The sequence below is a fragment of the Pedobacter sp. 22163 genome (assembly GCF_052045595.1).
Lineage (GTDB): Bacteria > Bacteroidota > Bacteroidia > Sphingobacteriales > Sphingobacteriaceae > Pedobacter.
Genome location: NZ_JBQEPM010000010.1, coordinates 61430 through 79679, shown reverse-complemented (window position 1 = coordinate 79679; position 18250 = coordinate 61430). Strand labels below are relative to the sequence as shown.

17 protein-coding genes are annotated in these 18250 nt (G+C 39.3%); 7 read left to right on the top strand and 10 right to left on the bottom strand.

Going from position 1 to position 18250, the window contains the following annotated elements; all coding sequences use genetic code 11:
* The first annotated feature begins 246 nt into the window (after nt 1–246).
* Nucleotides 247–792, top strand: a complete 546-nt coding sequence (locus ACTJKN_RS22680; protein ID WP_440827986.1) for a GNAT family N-acetyltransferase — start codon at nt 247–249, stop codon at nt 790–792.
* A gap of 22 nt (nt 793–814) precedes the next feature.
* On the opposite strand, the gene ACTJKN_RS22675 is transcribed toward ACTJKN_RS22680, so the two are convergent.
* Nucleotides 815–1813 carry a hypothetical protein gene (locus ACTJKN_RS22675; protein ID WP_440827985.1) on the bottom strand — a complete coding sequence of 333 codons (999 nt, stop codon included), beginning with the start codon at nt 1811–1813 and terminating at the stop codon, nt 815–817.
* A gap of 132 nt (nt 1814–1945) precedes the next feature.
* Entirely contained in the window at nt 1946–2761 is an 816-nt protein-coding gene (locus ACTJKN_RS22670) for an MOSC domain-containing protein (protein ID WP_440827984.1), read from the bottom strand.
* A gap of 116 nt (nt 2762–2877) precedes the next feature.
* Here ACTJKN_RS22670 and ACTJKN_RS22665 point away from each other — a divergent pair, with 116 nt between their 5' ends.
* Complete coding sequence (locus ACTJKN_RS22665; protein ID WP_440827983.1) at nt 2878–3189, top strand: hypothetical protein; 312 nt, start codon at nt 2878–2880, stop codon at nt 3187–3189.
* Between the two features lie 114 nt (nt 3190–3303).
* Here ACTJKN_RS22665 and ACTJKN_RS22660 read toward each other — a convergent pair whose 3' ends face one another.
* Nucleotides 3304–5664: a mechanosensitive ion channel family protein gene (locus ACTJKN_RS22660; protein WP_440827982.1), complete on the bottom strand. Its 2361-nt coding sequence runs from the start codon at nt 5662–5664 to the stop codon at nt 3304–3306.
* A gap of 392 nt (nt 5665–6056) precedes the next feature.
* On the opposite strand from ACTJKN_RS22660, the gene ACTJKN_RS22655 reads away from it, so the two are divergent.
* The gene (locus tag ACTJKN_RS22655) at nt 6057–6836 is read left to right on the top strand and encodes a hypothetical protein (protein WP_440827981.1); all 780 of its coding nucleotides are present in this window, start codon (nt 6057–6059) and stop codon (nt 6834–6836) included.
* Nucleotides 6837–6878: 42 nt separating this feature from the next.
* On the opposite strand, the gene ACTJKN_RS22650 is transcribed toward ACTJKN_RS22655, so the two are convergent.
* Complete coding sequence (locus ACTJKN_RS22650) at nt 6879–7331, bottom strand: hypothetical protein (RefSeq protein ID WP_440827980.1); 453 nt, start codon at nt 7329–7331, stop codon at nt 6879–6881.
* A 175-nt stretch (nt 7332–7506) separates the two neighbouring features.
* Between ACTJKN_RS22650 and ACTJKN_RS22645 the strand changes: the two genes are divergently transcribed.
* Nucleotides 7507–8175 carry a hypothetical protein gene (locus ACTJKN_RS22645; RefSeq protein ID WP_440827979.1) on the top strand — a complete coding sequence of 223 codons (669 nt, stop codon included), beginning with the start codon at nt 7507–7509 and terminating at the stop codon, nt 8173–8175.
* 300 nt (nt 8176–8475) lie between these two features.
* Here the strand turns inward: ACTJKN_RS22645 and ACTJKN_RS22640 are convergent, their stop codons facing one another.
* Nucleotides 8476–8985 (bottom strand): PRC-barrel domain-containing protein, encoded by a 510-nt coding sequence (locus ACTJKN_RS22640; RefSeq protein WP_440827978.1) that lies wholly within the window; start codon nt 8983–8985, stop codon nt 8476–8478.
* 287 nt (nt 8986–9272) lie between these two features.
* Here ACTJKN_RS22640 and ACTJKN_RS22635 point away from each other — a divergent pair, with 287 nt between their 5' ends.
* The gene (locus ACTJKN_RS22635; protein WP_440827977.1) at nt 9273–9560 is read left to right on the top strand and encodes a hypothetical protein; all 288 of its coding nucleotides are present in this window, start codon (nt 9273–9275) and stop codon (nt 9558–9560) included.
* A 104-nt stretch (nt 9561–9664) separates the two neighbouring features.
* On the opposite strand, the gene ACTJKN_RS22630 is transcribed toward ACTJKN_RS22635, so the two are convergent.
* The 3 genes from ACTJKN_RS22630 to ACTJKN_RS22620 form a co-directional block, all read right to left on the bottom strand.
* Nucleotides 9665–11938 (bottom strand): GH92 family glycosyl hydrolase, encoded by a 2274-nt coding sequence (locus ACTJKN_RS22630; protein ID WP_440827976.1) that lies wholly within the window; start codon nt 11936–11938, stop codon nt 9665–9667.
* A gap of 324 nt (nt 11939–12262) precedes the next feature.
* Nucleotides 12263–12862 (bottom strand): GIN domain-containing protein, encoded by a 600-nt coding sequence (locus tag ACTJKN_RS22625; protein ID WP_440827975.1) that lies wholly within the window; start codon nt 12860–12862, stop codon nt 12263–12265.
* A 520-nt stretch (nt 12863–13382) separates the two neighbouring features.
* Nucleotides 13383–14132, bottom strand: coding sequence for a hypothetical protein (locus tag ACTJKN_RS22620; RefSeq protein WP_440827974.1), 750 nt, complete (start codon nt 14130–14132; stop codon nt 13383–13385).
* A 239-nt stretch (nt 14133–14371) separates the two neighbouring features.
* Between ACTJKN_RS22620 and ACTJKN_RS22615 the strand changes: the two genes are divergently transcribed.
* Entirely contained in the window at nt 14372–15643 is a 1272-nt protein-coding gene (locus ACTJKN_RS22615; RefSeq protein WP_440827973.1) for an MFS transporter, read from the top strand.
* Nucleotides 15644–15820: 177 nt separating this feature from the next.
* On the opposite strand, the gene pepE is transcribed toward ACTJKN_RS22615, so the two are convergent.
* Nucleotides 15821–16516: a dipeptidase PepE gene (gene pepE / locus ACTJKN_RS22610; protein ID WP_440827972.1), complete on the bottom strand. Its 696-nt coding sequence runs from the start codon at nt 16514–16516 to the stop codon at nt 15821–15823.
* A gap of 374 nt (nt 16517–16890) precedes the next feature.
* Here pepE and ACTJKN_RS22605 point away from each other — a divergent pair, with 374 nt between their 5' ends.
* Nucleotides 16891–17514, top strand: coding sequence for a class I SAM-dependent methyltransferase (locus ACTJKN_RS22605; RefSeq protein ID WP_440827971.1), 624 nt, complete (start codon nt 16891–16893; stop codon nt 17512–17514).
* Here ACTJKN_RS22605 and ACTJKN_RS22600 read toward each other — a convergent pair.
* A complete protein-coding gene (locus tag ACTJKN_RS22600; RefSeq protein WP_440827970.1) occupies nt 17504–18247 on the bottom strand; it encodes a polysaccharide deacetylase family protein in 744 nt (247 codons plus the stop codon). The genes ACTJKN_RS22605 and ACTJKN_RS22600 overlap by 11 nt on opposite strands.
* Between the last annotated feature and the right edge of the window lie 3 nt (nt 18248–18250).

Genomic DNA, 18250 nt, shown 5'->3' with positions numbered 1-18250 from the left:
CCCCAAGTTAACCCCTGGGTTACCTTTTCTTTACCTTTTGGTTACCTAAAAGGTAAAGCCAGGCTCTCCTTTTGGGCTTTTTGTGGTGAGTCGATGTCGATGTTCCCCGCCAGCAAGTACCTTTAAGTGGTAATGAGTTATATTCGCCTTGCGCCGATTGAGAAACTTTAATTCATATAGAAAAAATCGTTATCTTCCGCTAGATAATAATCTTTGATTGCAGCAATTCTTCCTTAAGTTAACCAGATGAAACCACTCGATTTTTCCACTTTCCCTGTACTCGAAACCGAGAGATTAATCCTTCGCAGACTTTCATTGGAAGATGCTCCGGTAATTTATCAGTTGCGCTCTGATGTTGAAGTGGCTGCTTTAACGGGCAAGGCGCCCTTTCTTCATATTAACGAAGCCATTGCATACATCAATAAAATTGATCATCTGATCAATAATGATCAGTCTATATACTGGGTTGCTTCTTATAAAGGCGATAACGCTATGATAGGTGCAGCCTGCCTATGGAATTTTGATATCCAGAACGAGACTGTGGAATTGGGATATGAGCTGCTTCCTGAGTTTCAAGGTAAAGGGTTCATGGTAGAGATTATTACCTGTATACTCAGGTATGCATTTGAGGTAATGGGCATTAAAACCATTATTGCTTGCCCATCAAGCGATAACCCGCCTTCTGTAAAACTACTCGAAAAAATGGGTTTTGAAATTGCCTCAAGCGATCATCAAAATATGCATGCAAATGTTCCGGGCATGCTTACATTTATCCTTACAAGTTATCCATAATAATAAAGGATGATTGTATCATCTAGGCCCTCGCCAGCCTAAACTCATTGTAACACATTACAATGTTAAAGCCAAGAAAAAGTATCGCTTCCGAACTTACTTTAAGTTTATTAATATCTGCACCAACAGCTGTAGAAATAACCAAGGTGGAGAAAACCAGGATGGCACTTACGAAAATGCTCACAAAGGCCGACCGCAGTAACATCGTTATCCTAAACAGGTTTTTTTTAAAAAAAACTTCAGGCCTACGAATCATTTCCACCAGATTAATAAAGATAAAGAGACCGATAATGAAAATATATGCATTCATATAAGGCGCTGTATTATCCCATACCAAAAGGTCAAAATAGCCATGGAAAATGAAGTATAAAATAATACCCAGGCAGATCAGACTTTTTAAAACTGTCCAGAATTTTTTGCCTGAAAGTATGAGGTAGAGTTTAGGGTATTTAAGGCTGTCAATATGGTTGGCAATGCTTAATAACCTTAACGAGGCGGGGACAAAGGGATTAAATAGACCTAGCAGCATAAGCATAATTGTACTCGAAAACTGAAAAACAGCATCACTGATCAATCTGTCCATTTTTGCCTGGTCCAATATAGTATCATCGGCATAGGTAAATATAGACAAGCAGATAAGAACAATAATCACAAAGTGAAATACCACACCTACGTAACTGCTGAAAGCTGTGTTGTTAAGCCGCAGATCTTCATTGCTTTGTGTTTTGTTGTCGCCAGATGAGAACTTGGCTGAAAGCGATTTGAGCGAATCGGCTGTACCTCTTACTATGAGTGCTATAGCGAGAATAAAAATCCCTATACCAATAATAAAACAACCTATGCCTGCAGCCTCAAAACTGTACAGGCCTAATAGAAATAGAACTAAAGCGATAGAGATGGCTACATATTTATACTTCACTCTGGTAAAACCGTGCAGATTTAGCAGGAGCGTATAAAACAGCCCAAATGCACTGCCAACTACAATAGCCATTAATATTTTAGAAATAATAGTTCCACTCATGTTTCCCGATTAAAAACTTATGCGATGTTAGCAAAAAAAACTGATGGATTGTTTACCAAGCCGGTTATCAAATAATTGAGCAGGACGATTAATAAAGGGATTAAATATCTATGTGTTATGCGATAAGAAGTATTAGTTTTTCCAGTCTACAACCTTTACCTCATCGCCAACACGGATAATCCCCAATTGCTGATGAAGCAGGTTTTGGCCGAACATGATTTTTTTACCTACCGTACGGTAGCTGGCCAATGTTCTTAATGGTTCCTGCCCTTTCTCGCCGGTTTGCTGATTGATGGTAATGAGCACGCATCTGGCACATGGTTTTACAGCAGAAAATAAAACTTCGCCGATGTAAAAATCGTTAAAACTATCCTCAATATGTGGCTCACCGCCTGTAAAAACAAAATTTGGGCGGAAACGGTCCATTCGGATTGGGTCGTCGAGCTTTTCATTAAGCCCATCAAGCGAAGATTGGCCGATAAGCAGGCAAGGATAACCATCGGCAAAACTGACCACTTCATCATTCGTAGCATAATCCCGATCTACCAATCTTTTTTCAGTTAAAGGCATTTTTACCAATCTCACCTTAAATTTTAGGAAATTGGAAAACCAATCGCTAACAGTTTTATTTACTTCTAGCGCAATGGCGGTATCATTCCATATTACAACAGATAACTCTTCTCCCGTATTTTCATCCAAAGAGAAGGATATACATTGCCCGGGTGTTGTTTTATGGGAAACGGTTAATTTACCATCGCCAATATTTACTTGAAGCATTGCCAGTTCAAAATGTTTCCGTTGGGTAATAAATATACCTTCCTCATCAACAAGCATCCATCTTCTATCGTATTGCAGGCCTCTTTCTTCAAGCTGTGCTTTTTCAAGCCGGATACCACCCAATGATTTAATTGGATAGATATTAATTTCAGAAAGGAGAAGTTTGTTCATGCATTAAAGATAAAAAGACATTTTGGATTTAGCTGTTTAGCGGAATTGAATTATCTTAGGGAATAAGAATATTAGAAAACCAACTTATTACTTAAAAACAAGCGGTGTAACAACAAATGGGTATTAAGAAAACTTTAGTCAGGCAGATACTGGTTCGGCTGGCTTTTTTGGTATTGCCCTTACTAGCGATATATCTGTTAATGGAGTTTACCTACAATCCCCATGCGCTTTGCACTGCAAATGAACACCGCCATACCATGGGGCCAGTTGGTTATATCATTTTGGCCGCTGCAGTAGTAGTGATCTGGTTTTTGGCCATTATTTTTGAACAGATATGGCGGTATTTTAAGAAGGACAGAAAAATTTCTTTTTTTGTTGTGCTTTTATTCGCACTAACGGTCGTTTGTTTTTTTTGTTTCTTCTTATAGGGAAGCGTATAGCCGAATCATTTTTCAAACACTTATCTCAGTCCCGTTAAATTACCATCATCCTGAAATTTATAGAAGATCAACCCGGCATTTATCCTGCCTCAATTAGTGTAGTTAAAGGATTTCGATCCCTTTCTGTTCAAATGCCTCAAATATCTGCGCATTGATCATGCTTCTGGTCAGATCGGCTTTGGATATATCCTTGCACCAGAAATAAATATTGATGGTACTGTTGAGCTTACTCACCGGGCTGATCATAATAATAGGTTCTTTGCTGATAAAAACATTGCTGTTCTCTACAATAATTTCTCTGATCAGGTTTACCACTTCAGTAGAATTAAAGGGCTTTGCAATCAATAAAGAAATATCTATTCGCATCTGGTTGTTACTCAGCGTCCAGTTGATGATGTTGTTCGATAAAATAGAACCGTTAGGGATAATAATTTCGGCGCCTTCATCGCTAAGTAAAGTGCTGGACCGTACGCCGATTTCCTTTACCCTTCCTTTTTTATTGCTCAGCTCCACAATGTCGCCTATTCGGATGGTTTTATCAAAAATAAGGATAATCCCCGATACAAAATTGCTTACAATATTCTGCAAGCCCAACCCGATCCCAACACCCAATGCACCAAGAATAACCGTTATTTTATCAATTGGCAGTCCGGAGGCTGCAACGGCGATTAAAAAGCCGCCAATTAATAATACCAAACGGGTTACAAGTAATTTCGAACGCTCCCCTTTGTTATCATCAAAACTGTCGTCGCCTGTATCACCAAAGAAATAGGCAATGTACTTCTGCAAAAAGTTGGCAACCCAGATAATGCCCAAAAACAATACGATACCGCCAAAGGTAAAAGAAAAGTTGCCTATGGTTCTTTTTTGGGTGAGGATTTCCATTACCGATTCGTATAGTCCATTAAAAATATTCAGGTTGGTGGTAAATATGACAAACCAGATTATGGTAGCACCAATACCTGTTAGCCTTTTAAGTCCGGTAATTACAGGCTGCCAATCAAAATACTCAGGAAATCCTTTACGGATCCTGCTGCTTTTCATCTGTAGCAAAAAGGCCTCTACCAATACTTTGGCCAGGATGGTTAGCGATATGGCATTTAAAAGCGAGCTTACCCCGGTAGAATAAAAAATCTGCGTGAGGGTAAAGCGGCCAAATAGATTACAAAAGGTGGCAATAATGGAAAAGCCAACGTAAATAAAACCCGTGGTGAGGATCATTCTGTATCTTTTGGTTTTCTCATCGAGCATTTTCCATACCATAATGCCATAGGCAACCGAGCTGGTGGTTAAGAACAGCAGCAGCCAACGCTGGTATCTTGGCGGCATACCCAAAAGGCGTAAAAAAACCGGAGCAAGAAGAAGCACCAGAAATATGCACCAATAGTAAAATAACTTTGAGTCTAGCTTTTTGCGGAAAAACACAGTGAGCAAAATGGCCAGTATAATCTCAACAGCTTCGATGTAAAGCGCAGGCGCCCTCAGATCGAATATTGGGGCCAATGCAAAGAGCATGATAAAAGTAATTAAATAAGGCTGCGGACTAACCAGTGAAAAACCATCAAGGGTTTCTAAACGGCCCCGCTGTTTTACGCTTCTAAAATTGAAAAATACCCAAAGGAAGAATATGGTACAGGTAAAAAGCAATAACAATCTGCTGCTCCTGGTGTACACAAAATAATAACCCGATATTTCTTGTTCTCCTTTTATAAACCTACGGAAGCCCATGCTTTTATTGGCCCGTCTGTTTACCGTTTCCCACAAATAACGGCGCTCTTTACCAAAAGCTTTAATGCTTACGGCATCGAGCTGGCTATCGGTAAGGTACATTAACTCTTTAATATTGATGAGGTTAGAAGAGGTTCTGGCTTGCAGATTATTGATTGATAAGGTGGTGGTTTTTAGTAAGCTATCCATCACTATACGTTTCTTCCTTAGCTCTGCAAACTGTTCTTTAAACATAACCTGTATGGCAGGCACTGTAAACAATTTAATCAGTACGGTATCTTTACGCAGGTTAAGAATTTCTGTTTTTAAAGCCCGCAATTCCTTTTCATACTCATCAAGGTCTGCCAAACAATCCCTGTTATTGCTCTGTAGTTCCTCCAGCAGGGTTTGATCCATCTGCAGGTTTTGCAGGTTAGGTGATCTGTCGCTTTGTGTTAACCGGCTTTTAAGCAGCGCCAGTGCAGCTTCATCCTGCGTTAAATGTGCTTCTATTGGCTTAAGTTTCTTAAATGAGCCAACAGTTACCGGAACTTTATTTACGGTTTCAAATACTTTTTCCAGGTGCGCCAGATAATCGCCTTTGGTTAATGTAGCAGAATCTGAAAGAATAGATACATCCTGCCCTTTATCTACAGGCTTATCTTTCTGTGCAAACACATGGCCAGAAAAAAATAGGATAAGGAGTAAAGATATTAAGTTCCGGATGGCTGGGTAAAAAGAATTTCGTGTTATCATTGAGCTTAAGCAGTATTGAATATTATCCTTTATGGGAATATAGGTTTTCAAAAATAGGGATTAGGATTGATTTTATAGCCGGCGGTTTTGGCTATTTCATTTACAATCAAACTTAAAAAATACGAGCACATGAATGCCAGAGAGAATTTAATGAAAATTTATACTGTTGTTCAATAAAAATTAAATAATTTCAATTCAGCATTTGCTATTTTCAGGCTTTAAAGCATACAAATGACCTATCGTGAATAAATTTTTAATGAAATGCAGTTTTACTTTGTTTATCAGGCTTTTTCATTACGGTAACTGCACAGGCCGTACTGCGGATTGTGAAAGATTTTGATTCCGACCTGAAAAATAAATAAAAACTGCAGGAGATTAACCATAAACAATTGATGAAGAAACAAACTAAAATTATCCTTACTTTTTTAGCATGCATAACGATAATAGCCATTGCGTTTATTTATAAACTGCATTGGTTTGGTGCAGGTATGAAACCTCAGCATGCAGCAATCAGCAACCCTGAGCATGTTGTTGAGGCTGCGCGCGATACACAGGAAGTACTACTTAACCCTAAAACTGAAAGTCCGAAAGAAGCGACGCAGACCGAATTTTCACCAAGCGGAAACACTGTTGAAGATTTTGTTCCCGGATCGTATAAAATTGCAATGGATACCAAGGGCCTTTTAAATAATGACGAACTGGAAGATGTAGTGTTAGTGCTCCAGAATAAGACAGACAGTACAGATTTGCGCCCTACCTTAATTTTATTGAAACAGCCAGAAGGTGGGTACCGTTTATACGCCAGCTCCTGGCTGGCCGTTGGCGCTGCCTATATTAATGGCGATTACCAGCAATATGACAGTGAAGACATCAGCATAGATCAAAAAAGAAATTTAATTATATCAACTTATGGCAGCGGTCCGGTAGGTAACCGCGAAACCAGGTACCGCTTTATAGATAACGAACTTGTTTTTACCTATATGGAAACGTTTAACGCAGGTGCCGGACAGCATACCAGAGCAACCTATGATGTTTTAAACCGAAAGGTAACGGTTGAAGATACTAATACCATGAAAGAGGATATGCCTGCTGCAGTTAGCCATGGTACTTTGCCACAACACCCGCTTTATCTTTTTAAAGAGATTGATCCGACAACTGTTTTCTCTGAATAAGCAACCAAATATTGCTAATCGTTTAACTGGAGATGATCAGATTTATTCCTTTGTGAGGTAGATATTCATCACGCCTCTTGCAGCAATTTGGTTAGTTCCGTAAATAAGCGATTGTTTATCGGTTACATCAGCACTAATCCGCATGTACTGGTCAGTCTGTGCTACAATGCTCCAGGTGCTCTGTGCGGCAAAATTAGGATTGCTGAAAGTGAGGATACGGTTATCTGCATTTCGTCTCAGAATATAGTCTGAAAACTTTACCGATGTATTAACATCAGTAGAAACTTTAACCTGTTTATCATCAAATGTCCAGTAGGATTTTACGGCATCTGCCACGATATGGCTAACTTTGATTCCAGAAGAGTTGTAAAGCTCGAGGTCATACCCCCCTGTCGACCATTTGCCATTCAAGGTTTCATTCGTGGTATTATCGGTGTCTTTTTTGCAACCCGATATATTGATGATGATACATAACAGAAATAAAATGCGTTTCATGCCTGGCCTTTAGATGATTGAAGTTAAATAAACCAAAAGGAATTCGCAAATCGAATATACGCTAGCCCGGCTATTTGTAATTTGAGCTGAATTGGCACATTTAAATTTATTTGCCTTAGCTTGTAGCAGGTAACGCTATATACACGTTTATACCTTAAATTAACACTAAACATTAATGAAAAAAATCTTGCCAATTTTGCTCGTATTATTTTGCATCGCCGGATGTAAAAAGGAAAAACAGGGAAATTATTCTGAAACCATAACAAAGGGAGAAAAATGGGGAATAAAGATCGGCAGCTCACATGCTGAAGTATATACCCAACTGCAAAAGGCAGGACCAAGCCTCGACTTTCAGCATGTGGCAATTTTTGGCCACAAGCCTTACAGTTCGCCAGAAAGTCTGGGCCAGCTTCTTCCTTATTATTATGCGCTCACTATTTATAACAATACCGGAACTTTAGATCGTGTAGTGCTGCTTTTTAGCGGAGATAAAGTGCAGCAGATTGCCACAGGCGGTGGCCTCACCACACCAGTAAGCAAATGGCCAGAAAATGTGGCTGATGATATCGCGATAAAAGTTGACGACCCAGTTGCAGGTTTAACAGCAAAGCTGATCAAAATCCATCAGTTACCAGCCTATACAGCTTATGGATTTGTACTTTCGGATAAGCCTTTAAACAAACCATACGATCCGGATATGAATAATCACGATGACTGGCAGTTTGGTTTTTCAGACTTTGTAAGTGCAAGCATCAGTGGATCTTCAACAGTAACCCTTCATTTCAAGGCAGGTAAGCTGGAAAGTATAGACCACGACTATCGCGAAGGGCAAATATTTAATTGATTTGAAAGTATCGTCATCTCGATCCCGAAGATTCGAGAAGAGATCTTTAATTTGATTTTAATAACATGGTTCAAAGATCTCTCCACTCCGCAGTGCTTCGGTCGAGATGACGATCATTCCATTGGAGTCTGTGGTAGCTTGTCGAAGGGTCTTAAGATGTTTCGATAAGCTCTCCGTAGGAGTCCTTCGGACAACATAACATCATCTGAGGTGAAATCGCCTTTATGATACAACCTCGTTTTTTTGAATGTAAACTATACTCGCGATGCATGTGCATCATTTATAAATTTAATGTATCCATTAAATTAACGGGTCGGGATCCTGATTGCGGGGATTGTGCTCCGGAAAACTATTCTTATCGAAATGATGGTGACGATAAAAGTTTGCACGGTCAATCTCTACAATTTCATCTTCCATCCGCAACGCCGCCGGACTTCCAATTACCCTGCGGATCTGGTTCTCCAATTCAGGGGTAACCTCACCAATAATATATCTTGGCATTGCCCTGAACTGATCTTGGTGGATATCGGGTAAAATAACTTCTTTTTTATCTTCGCCTAAATTTGCGAGCCCGATGGGGATCAGCACAGCCTTTTCCTCCAAATCTTCGCCCATATCCGCAAGCTCCACAATAACGTAGCGTATCGCATTTTGCTCGGGATCAAATAGGAGGTCGCGCACCTTTCCAACTGAATCGCCAGCTTCATTTCTTACTGGCCAACCTTTAATGTTTGCCTCGCCGTCTGTTAATTGATAACTACTTTTTGAGAGCTCTTCTAAATTGCTGTATACAATAGTTCCTGAATCCATAATTGCTTTTTTTAAAGGGGCCATTAATAAAGATGCCCATTTTTACAACAAGTTTTTCAGGAGATGGTTTTTATGCTAAGATGCCAGGGTGCAAAAATTGGGCGGCTAAAACAAATAGCGTAAAGGTGGTAATTAACGATAAATATTTGTGATCTAGTGTTTTGTGCTAACATTAAAAGATGTGGAAAGCAACAAAAATATTAATCGAAATATTTTTTTTTTATCAGGCGGCAAGCATGCTGTTTAACGATTATTTTGTATAATCGTTAAAATACACTCAGAACTTAATGAAGAATATAGCTGAATTTAGAATGTCATTAAAAGAAGATGGGCCTGATCGTAACATGTCGGTTCAATTGCGCGCACTTTGGTACGATGCAAAAGGAGACTGGCATACGGCACATAACCAGGTAGACCATTTAGGCGATGTTGCTTCTGCCCGCATCCATGCCTACCTGCACCGCAAAGAAGGCGATAGTTGGAATGCCGATTATTGGTATGCTAAAGCCGGAGAGAAAAGACCACAATTATCATTAGACCAGGAGTGGGAAGAACTGGTACAGCGTTTTTTATGATGATGGGGATAAATCACCTCTCATTTAGCTCCAGTAATCACTAATGGTATGCTGGGGAGATAATACCTGAAAACAATATTAATCTCCCAAAATCTCAGTCATTTTTATTTCGCAGGCATTTTAAATGAAGGGGGAAGTGACGCTTCATCCGCCGCCCATAGTTTATTTGGACGTTTGCCCATTACCAGCTCCAATTTGCCTCCTTTCATTAAATCCTCGTGAGCAAACCACGATTTATTCCATACTTGCCCGTTCAGTTTAGCCGATTGAATGTATTTATTTTCAGGAGAATAATTTATACAGTTTAACTCAAACTTTTTGCCATTTCCCAGATCAAGTTTTACGTTGGCAAAAGTGGGACTGCCAATTACATACATGGGCAAGCCTGGGGTTATCGGGTAAAAACCCATCTGCGAAAATACTACAAAAGAAGTAAGGCCACCGCCATCTTCATCGCCAGGAATACCCATTAAATCGTTACGGAACCACTGACTTAATAAACTCCTTACTCTTTTTTGCGTGCGCCAGGGCTGTCCGGCATAATTGTACAAATAAGGAATATGCATGGCAGGTTCATTACCCATAGAAAACTGTCCAACATTACCTGTATGATCAGGCAACTGCGAATAAAAATCAAATCTGCTTTTCCCAAGCGGTGTATTATACATTTTCTCCAGTTCATCAACAAAAGCCTGTTTGCCGCCAATCATATTTACCAAATCGCCCAGGTTGTGCAACACATCCCATCGGTAAAGCCAGCCATTGTTTTCGTCGTAAGTTTCTCTGGCACCAAGTCCGCCCGAAAAGCGGTAATCCAGCGGTTTAATAAATTTACCTTCTGCATCTTTCGGATGAAAAAATCTGGTGTCCGGATTAAACACTGTATGGTAACTGCTGCTTTTATCTAAAAAGTATTTTGCTTCATCGGTTTTACCCAATTGCTGAGCAATATTGCCCAGGCACCATTCATCATAAACCGTACCCAGGGTAACGGCTATCGGCTGGCGTTTTTCAAAACCATGAACTTCTGCTGCGGTTTCTTTTTCGCCTTCAGGTAAAGCAGGGAAATAGCCCTTATCTTTAAAAAACTGATCTAAAACACCTGCTTTTTTTGAAGACCACGGGGCCAGGGTTTTTTCGGTAATGGCTGCTTTACAATACTGATAAGCTTCATCAAGATTAAAATTTCTCAAACCCTTGTTATAAGCATCAATTACGGTGGCCACGCCATGATTGCTGTTCATCCTTCGGCTATCACCTGTTACCTCCGGAAAGGTTGGCATCCAATGGTCTTTCATCTGTTGTGCCATTCGCAGGTAAGAATTAATCATATCGCCTTCCATTTTTGGCTCAATAATCACACGGAGTGGATGTGTTGCCCGGTAGGTATCCCAAATCCAGTCGTCAGTAAAAAATGGCATACCATTATCGTTGTGCACTTTTCCGTCGAAGGCACTAAAATATTTTCCATCTTCAGATAAGCTGATCATTCTTTCGTAAGTGCGATAAAGGGAAGTGTAAAATATGGTTTTGGCTGTTTCATCAGTGCCTGTTACCATGATCTTTCCAAGCGTGGTATTCCAGATATTCTTTCCTGTCTGCGCCACCTGGTTCAGGTTATAATCCTTGACTTCTCGACGGAGATTGTGTTTTGCCTGTTCTTCACTGATAAATGATATCCCATAACGGGCCTTAATCTGTCTGGTTTGAGCAGGAAATTTTAAAATAAGATAAGCATCACGGCCGGAAGCAGATGTTTCTCTGGAATCAATTTTAGTTCCATCATGCCTGCCTGATTCAACGGGTGTTAAATCAGTTTCGAAGTATAGGTAAACCCTGGTATTATTGTCTAGTTTCTGAAAACCACTTACCACATTTTGGCTCACCTTTAGCGCCCCGTTTCTGGTGTTTAAAACAAGATAAGCCGGAGCATTTGCCTGCGAAAAGCTGAGCGCATATATTCCCGATTGGTGCGATGGCGCAAATTGTACATTTATCCCAAAATCATCGAGGTCAACCTCATAATAATAGGGTTTAATCACCTCATTGTCGTAGCCATAAGAAATTACGTTACCCACATTTTTGAGGTCGCCCTGAAAAGGGCTCAAATTAAAGGCCGAACTGCCCCGGTGGCTGGTAACCACAACAGGCAAACCAGCTATAGTATTACTGGTAAAATTATCACGCTCCGGATAAACCCGCAATAAGCTGTTAGGTAAATGAACAGTAGGGTAAGTGGGTACAAGTAAATGGCTAATGTTACCAATGTACGGGTTAACATAGTCTACGGGTTGTTTTTTAGCTTGTGCATGTGCAAAATTGATACAAGCTATTAGCAGAAATATTGCGCTCAATAAACAATATGTATATTTTTTCATTTCAAGAATTTCGATTAGATGTGGCAAACATAACATTTTTCAAAAACGATATTTAGCGCTGACGGGTTGCCGTCTGTATCATTAATGATGTAAATCTTTTTAATCTGCTTATAACGGTAAAACGATTTATCAAATCTAAAGGAAATGATCAGTTTACCAAAAAATCAACAGCAGAAAAGTCCTTTCCCATTTAGCATATTGCCTCTTAATCGGTAAAATTACAATGCTAAAAAATGATGTTACAGCTTACAATTTAGCGCTGTAAGAACAAAAAAAGAGCGATGAATAGATTTCATCGCTCTTAGAATGTTAAATTTTTATTTATTATTTTGCTAATGAAGCAGTTTGTTCTGTACCAGCTACAGGTGAGCTCATTTGTGTTTTCATTGCAGCAAATTTATCTAGATTCAATTTGGGTGTGCTTCCCATTACTAATATATGTTCTCCGGTAGCTCCGCTTAATTTTAAATCTGCACGGCCTTCAATTACGGTATATAAACTTTCTGTGTCTGAATCGATTTCGGCAACCGCATTTCCTTTTAAGAATAACTGAAGATATTTAGCATCCAATTTGCCTGCTGTTTTTACTACGGCATTTTCAGAAGCCTGTACTCTGAAAATATTTTTTACATAAACGGTAATCTTAGCCGTATTTCTATCTGCCGAACTGATTTTTAATGCATGTCCATCCTGGATCACTTTTACTTTACCAGTGTTATCATCATTGTAGCTTACACTTTCTTTTTCTCCTTGTATCAACGTAATTTCTACATTTCCGCTTACAACAACCTGGCTGATGTTTTTAGGTGCCGAAATTTTGATTGGCTGTTTCTCGCCTGCCATTACACTTGTTGAGAAAATAGCAGAAGTTAAAACGATAGCTGCCAGTACTGATTTTGTTAGGGTTTTGATTGAGGTTTTCATAATGCTGTTATTTATATTTTTGGATTATTATTTTGTGATTGTTTTGTAGATAAGACACCACCATGGCCAAAACGTTGCAGCAGAAAACACTCAATTATACCAACACAGCTTAATTCTCGACGAACGGGTCTAAAAATCGGGCGAAAAAGAGTTCATTTTTATGGATACTTCCATGCCTATCGCTTAATTCCTGTATGTGATCTTAATCTTGTTGGCTTAGCATTAACAACAGCTGACCATTTGCTTTAAAGGCCTGTTAATTTTTGCGGTAAGTTCCGGTAAATTGAGGTCATGGGAATGACCCTATGGTTGAGAAAAATGAAAGAAAAAAGTAGCGCTGGTTAATCAGCTATGAACTGTGATACGCTAAACAGATAGACTGGGGGAGCTAATACCTGCCTGGAAAGTGGTCTAAGTCAATTATTAAAAAGATGTGCTAAATCAATATTACCCAAGCTCAGAACCTGGGTTTAAATGGGCAGATGCTTCACATTCTGCCCGTTGGGGATCGCTATAATGCCTAAAATTTAATCGATAGTTTTTCGGAAACAAGAACATTGTTTTTGTAATAATCGAAGAACCAGGTTCCATTCTTTTTTAAAACTATACCATTCGTGTTCCCATTGTTAGAAATATAACAATCCTCTAGAGATGTTTTGAGTAAGGTCATTACAATTTTGGGCGTTGCATCTATCAGTTGGTAGCCATTGCTTATGGCTTGGGCATACAATAGCCCCTCTTGTTGTTCTGTTTTGGCAACGATTGGCTGATTAACAGGCACTGGCACTGTTTTAGCCGCTACGTTTGCCGGGGCAGGTGTTGGATTGGTAGCCATTGTAGGGTTGCCTGTTACATATTTAAAATCATTAAAAGACGTAAATGCATCTTTTAATGCCAAATTGTAAGCGGTCTCGTATTCTTTCTCTCTGCTTTTACCTGCCTTGCTTTTTATCACTACTGCGCCCTTACAATCCTTAAGTAAAAGGGTAAGATTGGTAACAAACATGCTGTTGTTTTCCTGCAATTCTACTACCAGGGCCTTGCATCTGTCTGTTGCAATTTCTTCTGGTATTTCAGCATTATCAAAATACACCGTAAAACCCTTTTCTTCAAAAAAAGCTTTGGTAAGGGTATTTAAGCCATATTGATTAATCTGTTTGAGAAAACTAAATTTCTCAGGTACAATGATGTATTTGTAATTGGCAGCATTAGACTGTGCCTGTACAGAAAAAGAGATTGCTAAAAAGAGAATAAAAAGATATCTTTTCATAACGGTTAATGGAGCTTGGATAAGATTCCGCCTCAATTTATAGAATGAAACGGAGAAAATCAAATTTATCGTTCAGCAACACAATCCAAATTAATCAATTACTTGCGGTAGGGCGTAAGCCAGTGGACTACATCAGATTACACTAGTGAAAAAAGAACAACTATTTATCACAAAAATTTTTAATTTTAGAAAAAAACCTTTTTTTTATTCTAAAATTAAAACCAATATAAACCAAACATATGCTTAACATTCAAAAAACCAAACTATTCTGGGCAAGCTGCCTGGCGTTGTTGGTTACCTCTCTTTCCTTCGGCATCCGCGCCGGGATAATGAACCAGCTCGGAATAGATTTTCAATTGAGTACCTCCCAATTGGGCACCATTACGGCAGCTGCCTTCTGGGGATTTCCGCTGGCTATTGTGGTCGGAGGATTTGTAGTCGATATGATCGGCATGAAACGTTTGCTGGTAATGGCCTTTATCTTCCATCTGGCCGGCATTGTGCTTACCATTTTTGCCCAAGGCTACTGGAGCCTGTTTTTATCAACGCTGTTAATCGGGATTGCCAACGGTACTGTAGAGGCCGCATGTAATCCATTGGTAGCCGCTTTATATCCCGAAAATAAAACCACCCGTTTAAATCATTTTCACCTATGGTTTCCAGGGGGTATTGTAATCGGCACCTTGCTGGTTACCTTGTTTGTTCAGCTTGGCCTGGGTTGGAAGGTGCAGGTGGCCATGATGATTATTCCGACTTTAATTTACGGATACCTGTTTTCAAAGTTAGATTTTCCGGTTACCGAAAGGGTATCATCCGGTTACTCCAGTTCGGATATGTATAAAGCAGTACTTTCTCCATTGTTTATCTTTATGTTCATCTGTATGTTCGGTACGGCCATTACCGAGTTATTTACCGGTCAATGGATAGGTTTATTACTGAAAAATGTAACGGATAATGCCATTTTATTGCTTACGCTAACTACGGGGATTATGGTAATTGGCAGGGGTTTTGCCGAACCTGTGGTTCACCGTCTTGCTCCTCAGGGCGTACTGCTCTTATCTGCAATATTTGCTGCAGCCGGACTTTACATGCTGAGCACTTTTACCGGAAATTCTATTTTCTTCGCTGCAATTATTTTCGGTATAGGCGTTTGTTATTTCTGGCCAACTATGATCGGTTTTGTGGCGGAAAATGTTCCTAAATCTGGAGCACTTGGACTAAACCTAATGGGGGGTGCAGGGATGTTTGCTGTTTCTATTTATACCATGTTTATGGGGAGCTTTTACGATAACCTGATTGTTAAACATTTACCTGCCGGCGCCTCGTTAAGCGCTTATTTAAAAGCTCCGGAAAATTCGGAACCAGCACAGGCGCTTGCCAATGCCAAAAATCTGGCAGGTCCTGAAATTCTGCAGGCTACACTGATTATTCCTATCATATTGATTGTGGCTTTCGGTGGATTGGTTATCTACCTACGTTCACGAAAAAAGAGCACTTCTGTAGCTTTGTAACCTGGAGTTTGCGTTATGCTGTCCCGAATGTTCGGGATCAGTATCTTTCCTGCTATTAAGACCCTGAAATGAATTTATAAGAAGAATAATATCTGTAAGTTTATGATGCTAAATCCATCATAACTTGCAGATATTTAGGTTTTAATTTTGATCGCTGTATTATTCTTCAATAAACTATTATAACAAAGAACTGCCTGGCGGGAGTTCATAGGGGGTTTTGCCTGCTTCAAAAATCCTTGTATCTTCGCTCCCCTGCGTGGTGATTTTATTATCCAATATCCTAATCCAATTGCCTTCGCGCAGCCCCACCACCTTTATGTTATTCTGCGTTAGAAATTCCATAATCCTGGTTTCCCTTGTTTCTCCATTATGTTTTAACTCCGGATTTGGGTCGAGGTAATGGGGATTGAGGTTAAAAGGAACGAGTTCCATGCAATCGAAAGAGGGCGGATATACAATAGGCATGTCATTGGTGGTTTTCATATTCATGCCACCGATGTTACTTCCTGCGCTGCAGCCCAGATAAGCTTTCCCCGCTTTGATATTTTCACTTAAGGGTTTCATCATTCCCAATTCGTGAAGTGTTTTTACCAAAAGAAAAGTATTGCCTCCCCCGGTAAAAAAACCTTTGGCGGTACGGATCGCCTCAATGGGGTTGTTAAATTCGTGCAGGCCTTTAACGCTGATATTTAGCTGTGCGAAAAAATCGCGGGCTTTGGCCGTATATTTTTCATGCGAAATGCCTCCCGGCCTTGCAAAAGGGATAAATATAATTTCATCTATCCCGGCAAAGAGCGTAATGAGCTCATCTTTTAGGTATTCCAGATAATTGCCGCCAAATAGCGTAGAAGTAGAGGCCAGGATAACATTCATTTGGTTTAATTCTGCTCTAGTTTAAGTAGCATGTTCTGCAAAGTTAAAAAATGAATAGACTATTTGTTCATCCAAAGCCGCCAAACTTGATAATATCAACCATAAAGCCGGCATTTTATTCTGATCAACTACTTTTTTTCATATTCTGGCTTTAAGGAAAAGTTGTAGAAGCAAGAAAATTTCAAATGGCATACCTTACTACAAGGTTTGTTTGAGTTTTTATGATAGGATTGTTGTATTATTAATAATGCAAAAATTAATAAAATTGTTTTTAATTCTTCATCCTTCATCAGGAAAATTATATTTGTTCATTATTTATGATCGTCACATATATCCTTTCGAAGAATTATAGGCCTATGCATCCCGATTTTAACATGAAGCTCCTTTTTGATAAGATTAAAAATAAATTCAGGCGTTTGCTTTACACATTCGTATTATCTAGATATGGCTTTGGCAATAGGGTATCGAAATCAATATGGGAAAAACAGTTTGGAGGGAAAGATTGGGATTATCTCTATACTGAAGTTGAGAAAGATCATTATTTAGCTATTGTAGATCTGTTTAAAAAGTATGGATCGGGTAAAATTTTAGATGTGGGGTGTGGACAAGGGGTTCTTTATAGTTACTTGAAACTGGGAGTAGAACTGGTAAATTATGTAGGAATCGATATTTCGGACAATGCTATAACTAAAGCCAAGGCTGCATTTCCAGATATTAGCTTTGAACAGCTAGATTTTGATTACCGAAATTTAGAAGGAAAATTTGATGTTATTATCTTCAGCGAGACCCTCTACTATTTCAACAGGCCATTGGATACCATTCAGAAATGTATCGATCAGAATTTGAATAAAGGAGGCTGTTTTATAGTTTCCATGTGCGATTATATTGGCCATGAAATAATTTGGCAGAAATTAAAACAGCAATATAATTTTCTTTCCATCGAAGAAATAATAAACCTGAATCAACAGAAATGGAAAGTAGGTCTTTTCAGGCCCTGAAAAATTTGAGAAGGAATAGGAGTGGGTCGAGGAAAATCCGCATCAGCTGATAACTTTGGCCAAGTTTGAAGGAAATAGATTTTGAAGTATCGGATTGATGGATACCTATTCGGCGCAATGCAAAATTGTTCTCTTTTGGGTGGTAGATAGAGATGCCATATGCGTAACAAGCATCTTTTAACAATTGTTGATGATTTTCGGGTACTTCTCCATAGGGATAGGCTAATGTATAGATTTTTTTGCCGATTAGCTTTTCGAGCAACTGTTTTGATGCTGAAATTTCTTCAACGAATTGCTGTGCACTGATCTTGCTTGCCCGTAAATGGTGTTTGCCATGGCTCGCAATTTCCATACCCAGGCTGGAAAGGTATTGTAATTGTTCTGCACTCATCAGTGCTACACTTGCGAAACCCTGTTCTGTTACATCCCATTGGTTAAATCCTCCGATTTGTGCAGTTGGGATAGAAAATACTGCTTTCATTTTCCGTTTCAACAATTCAGGTATGGCAAATTCAAAAAGTGAATTTGGGCAGTCATCAAAACTCAGGATAACCTTGTTAGCGTAGTCTTGGAGTTTACCATTGCTTATTTCTTCGAAGGTAGTGGTGGTAAATCCTTTTTGCTCAATCAGATCTAATAACAAGCTGAATTTTTGTGCTGTAATACTCCAACTTTCCAATCCGGCGCCAGTAGGCTTACCGATATGATGCAGCATAATAATTGGAATATTCATGCT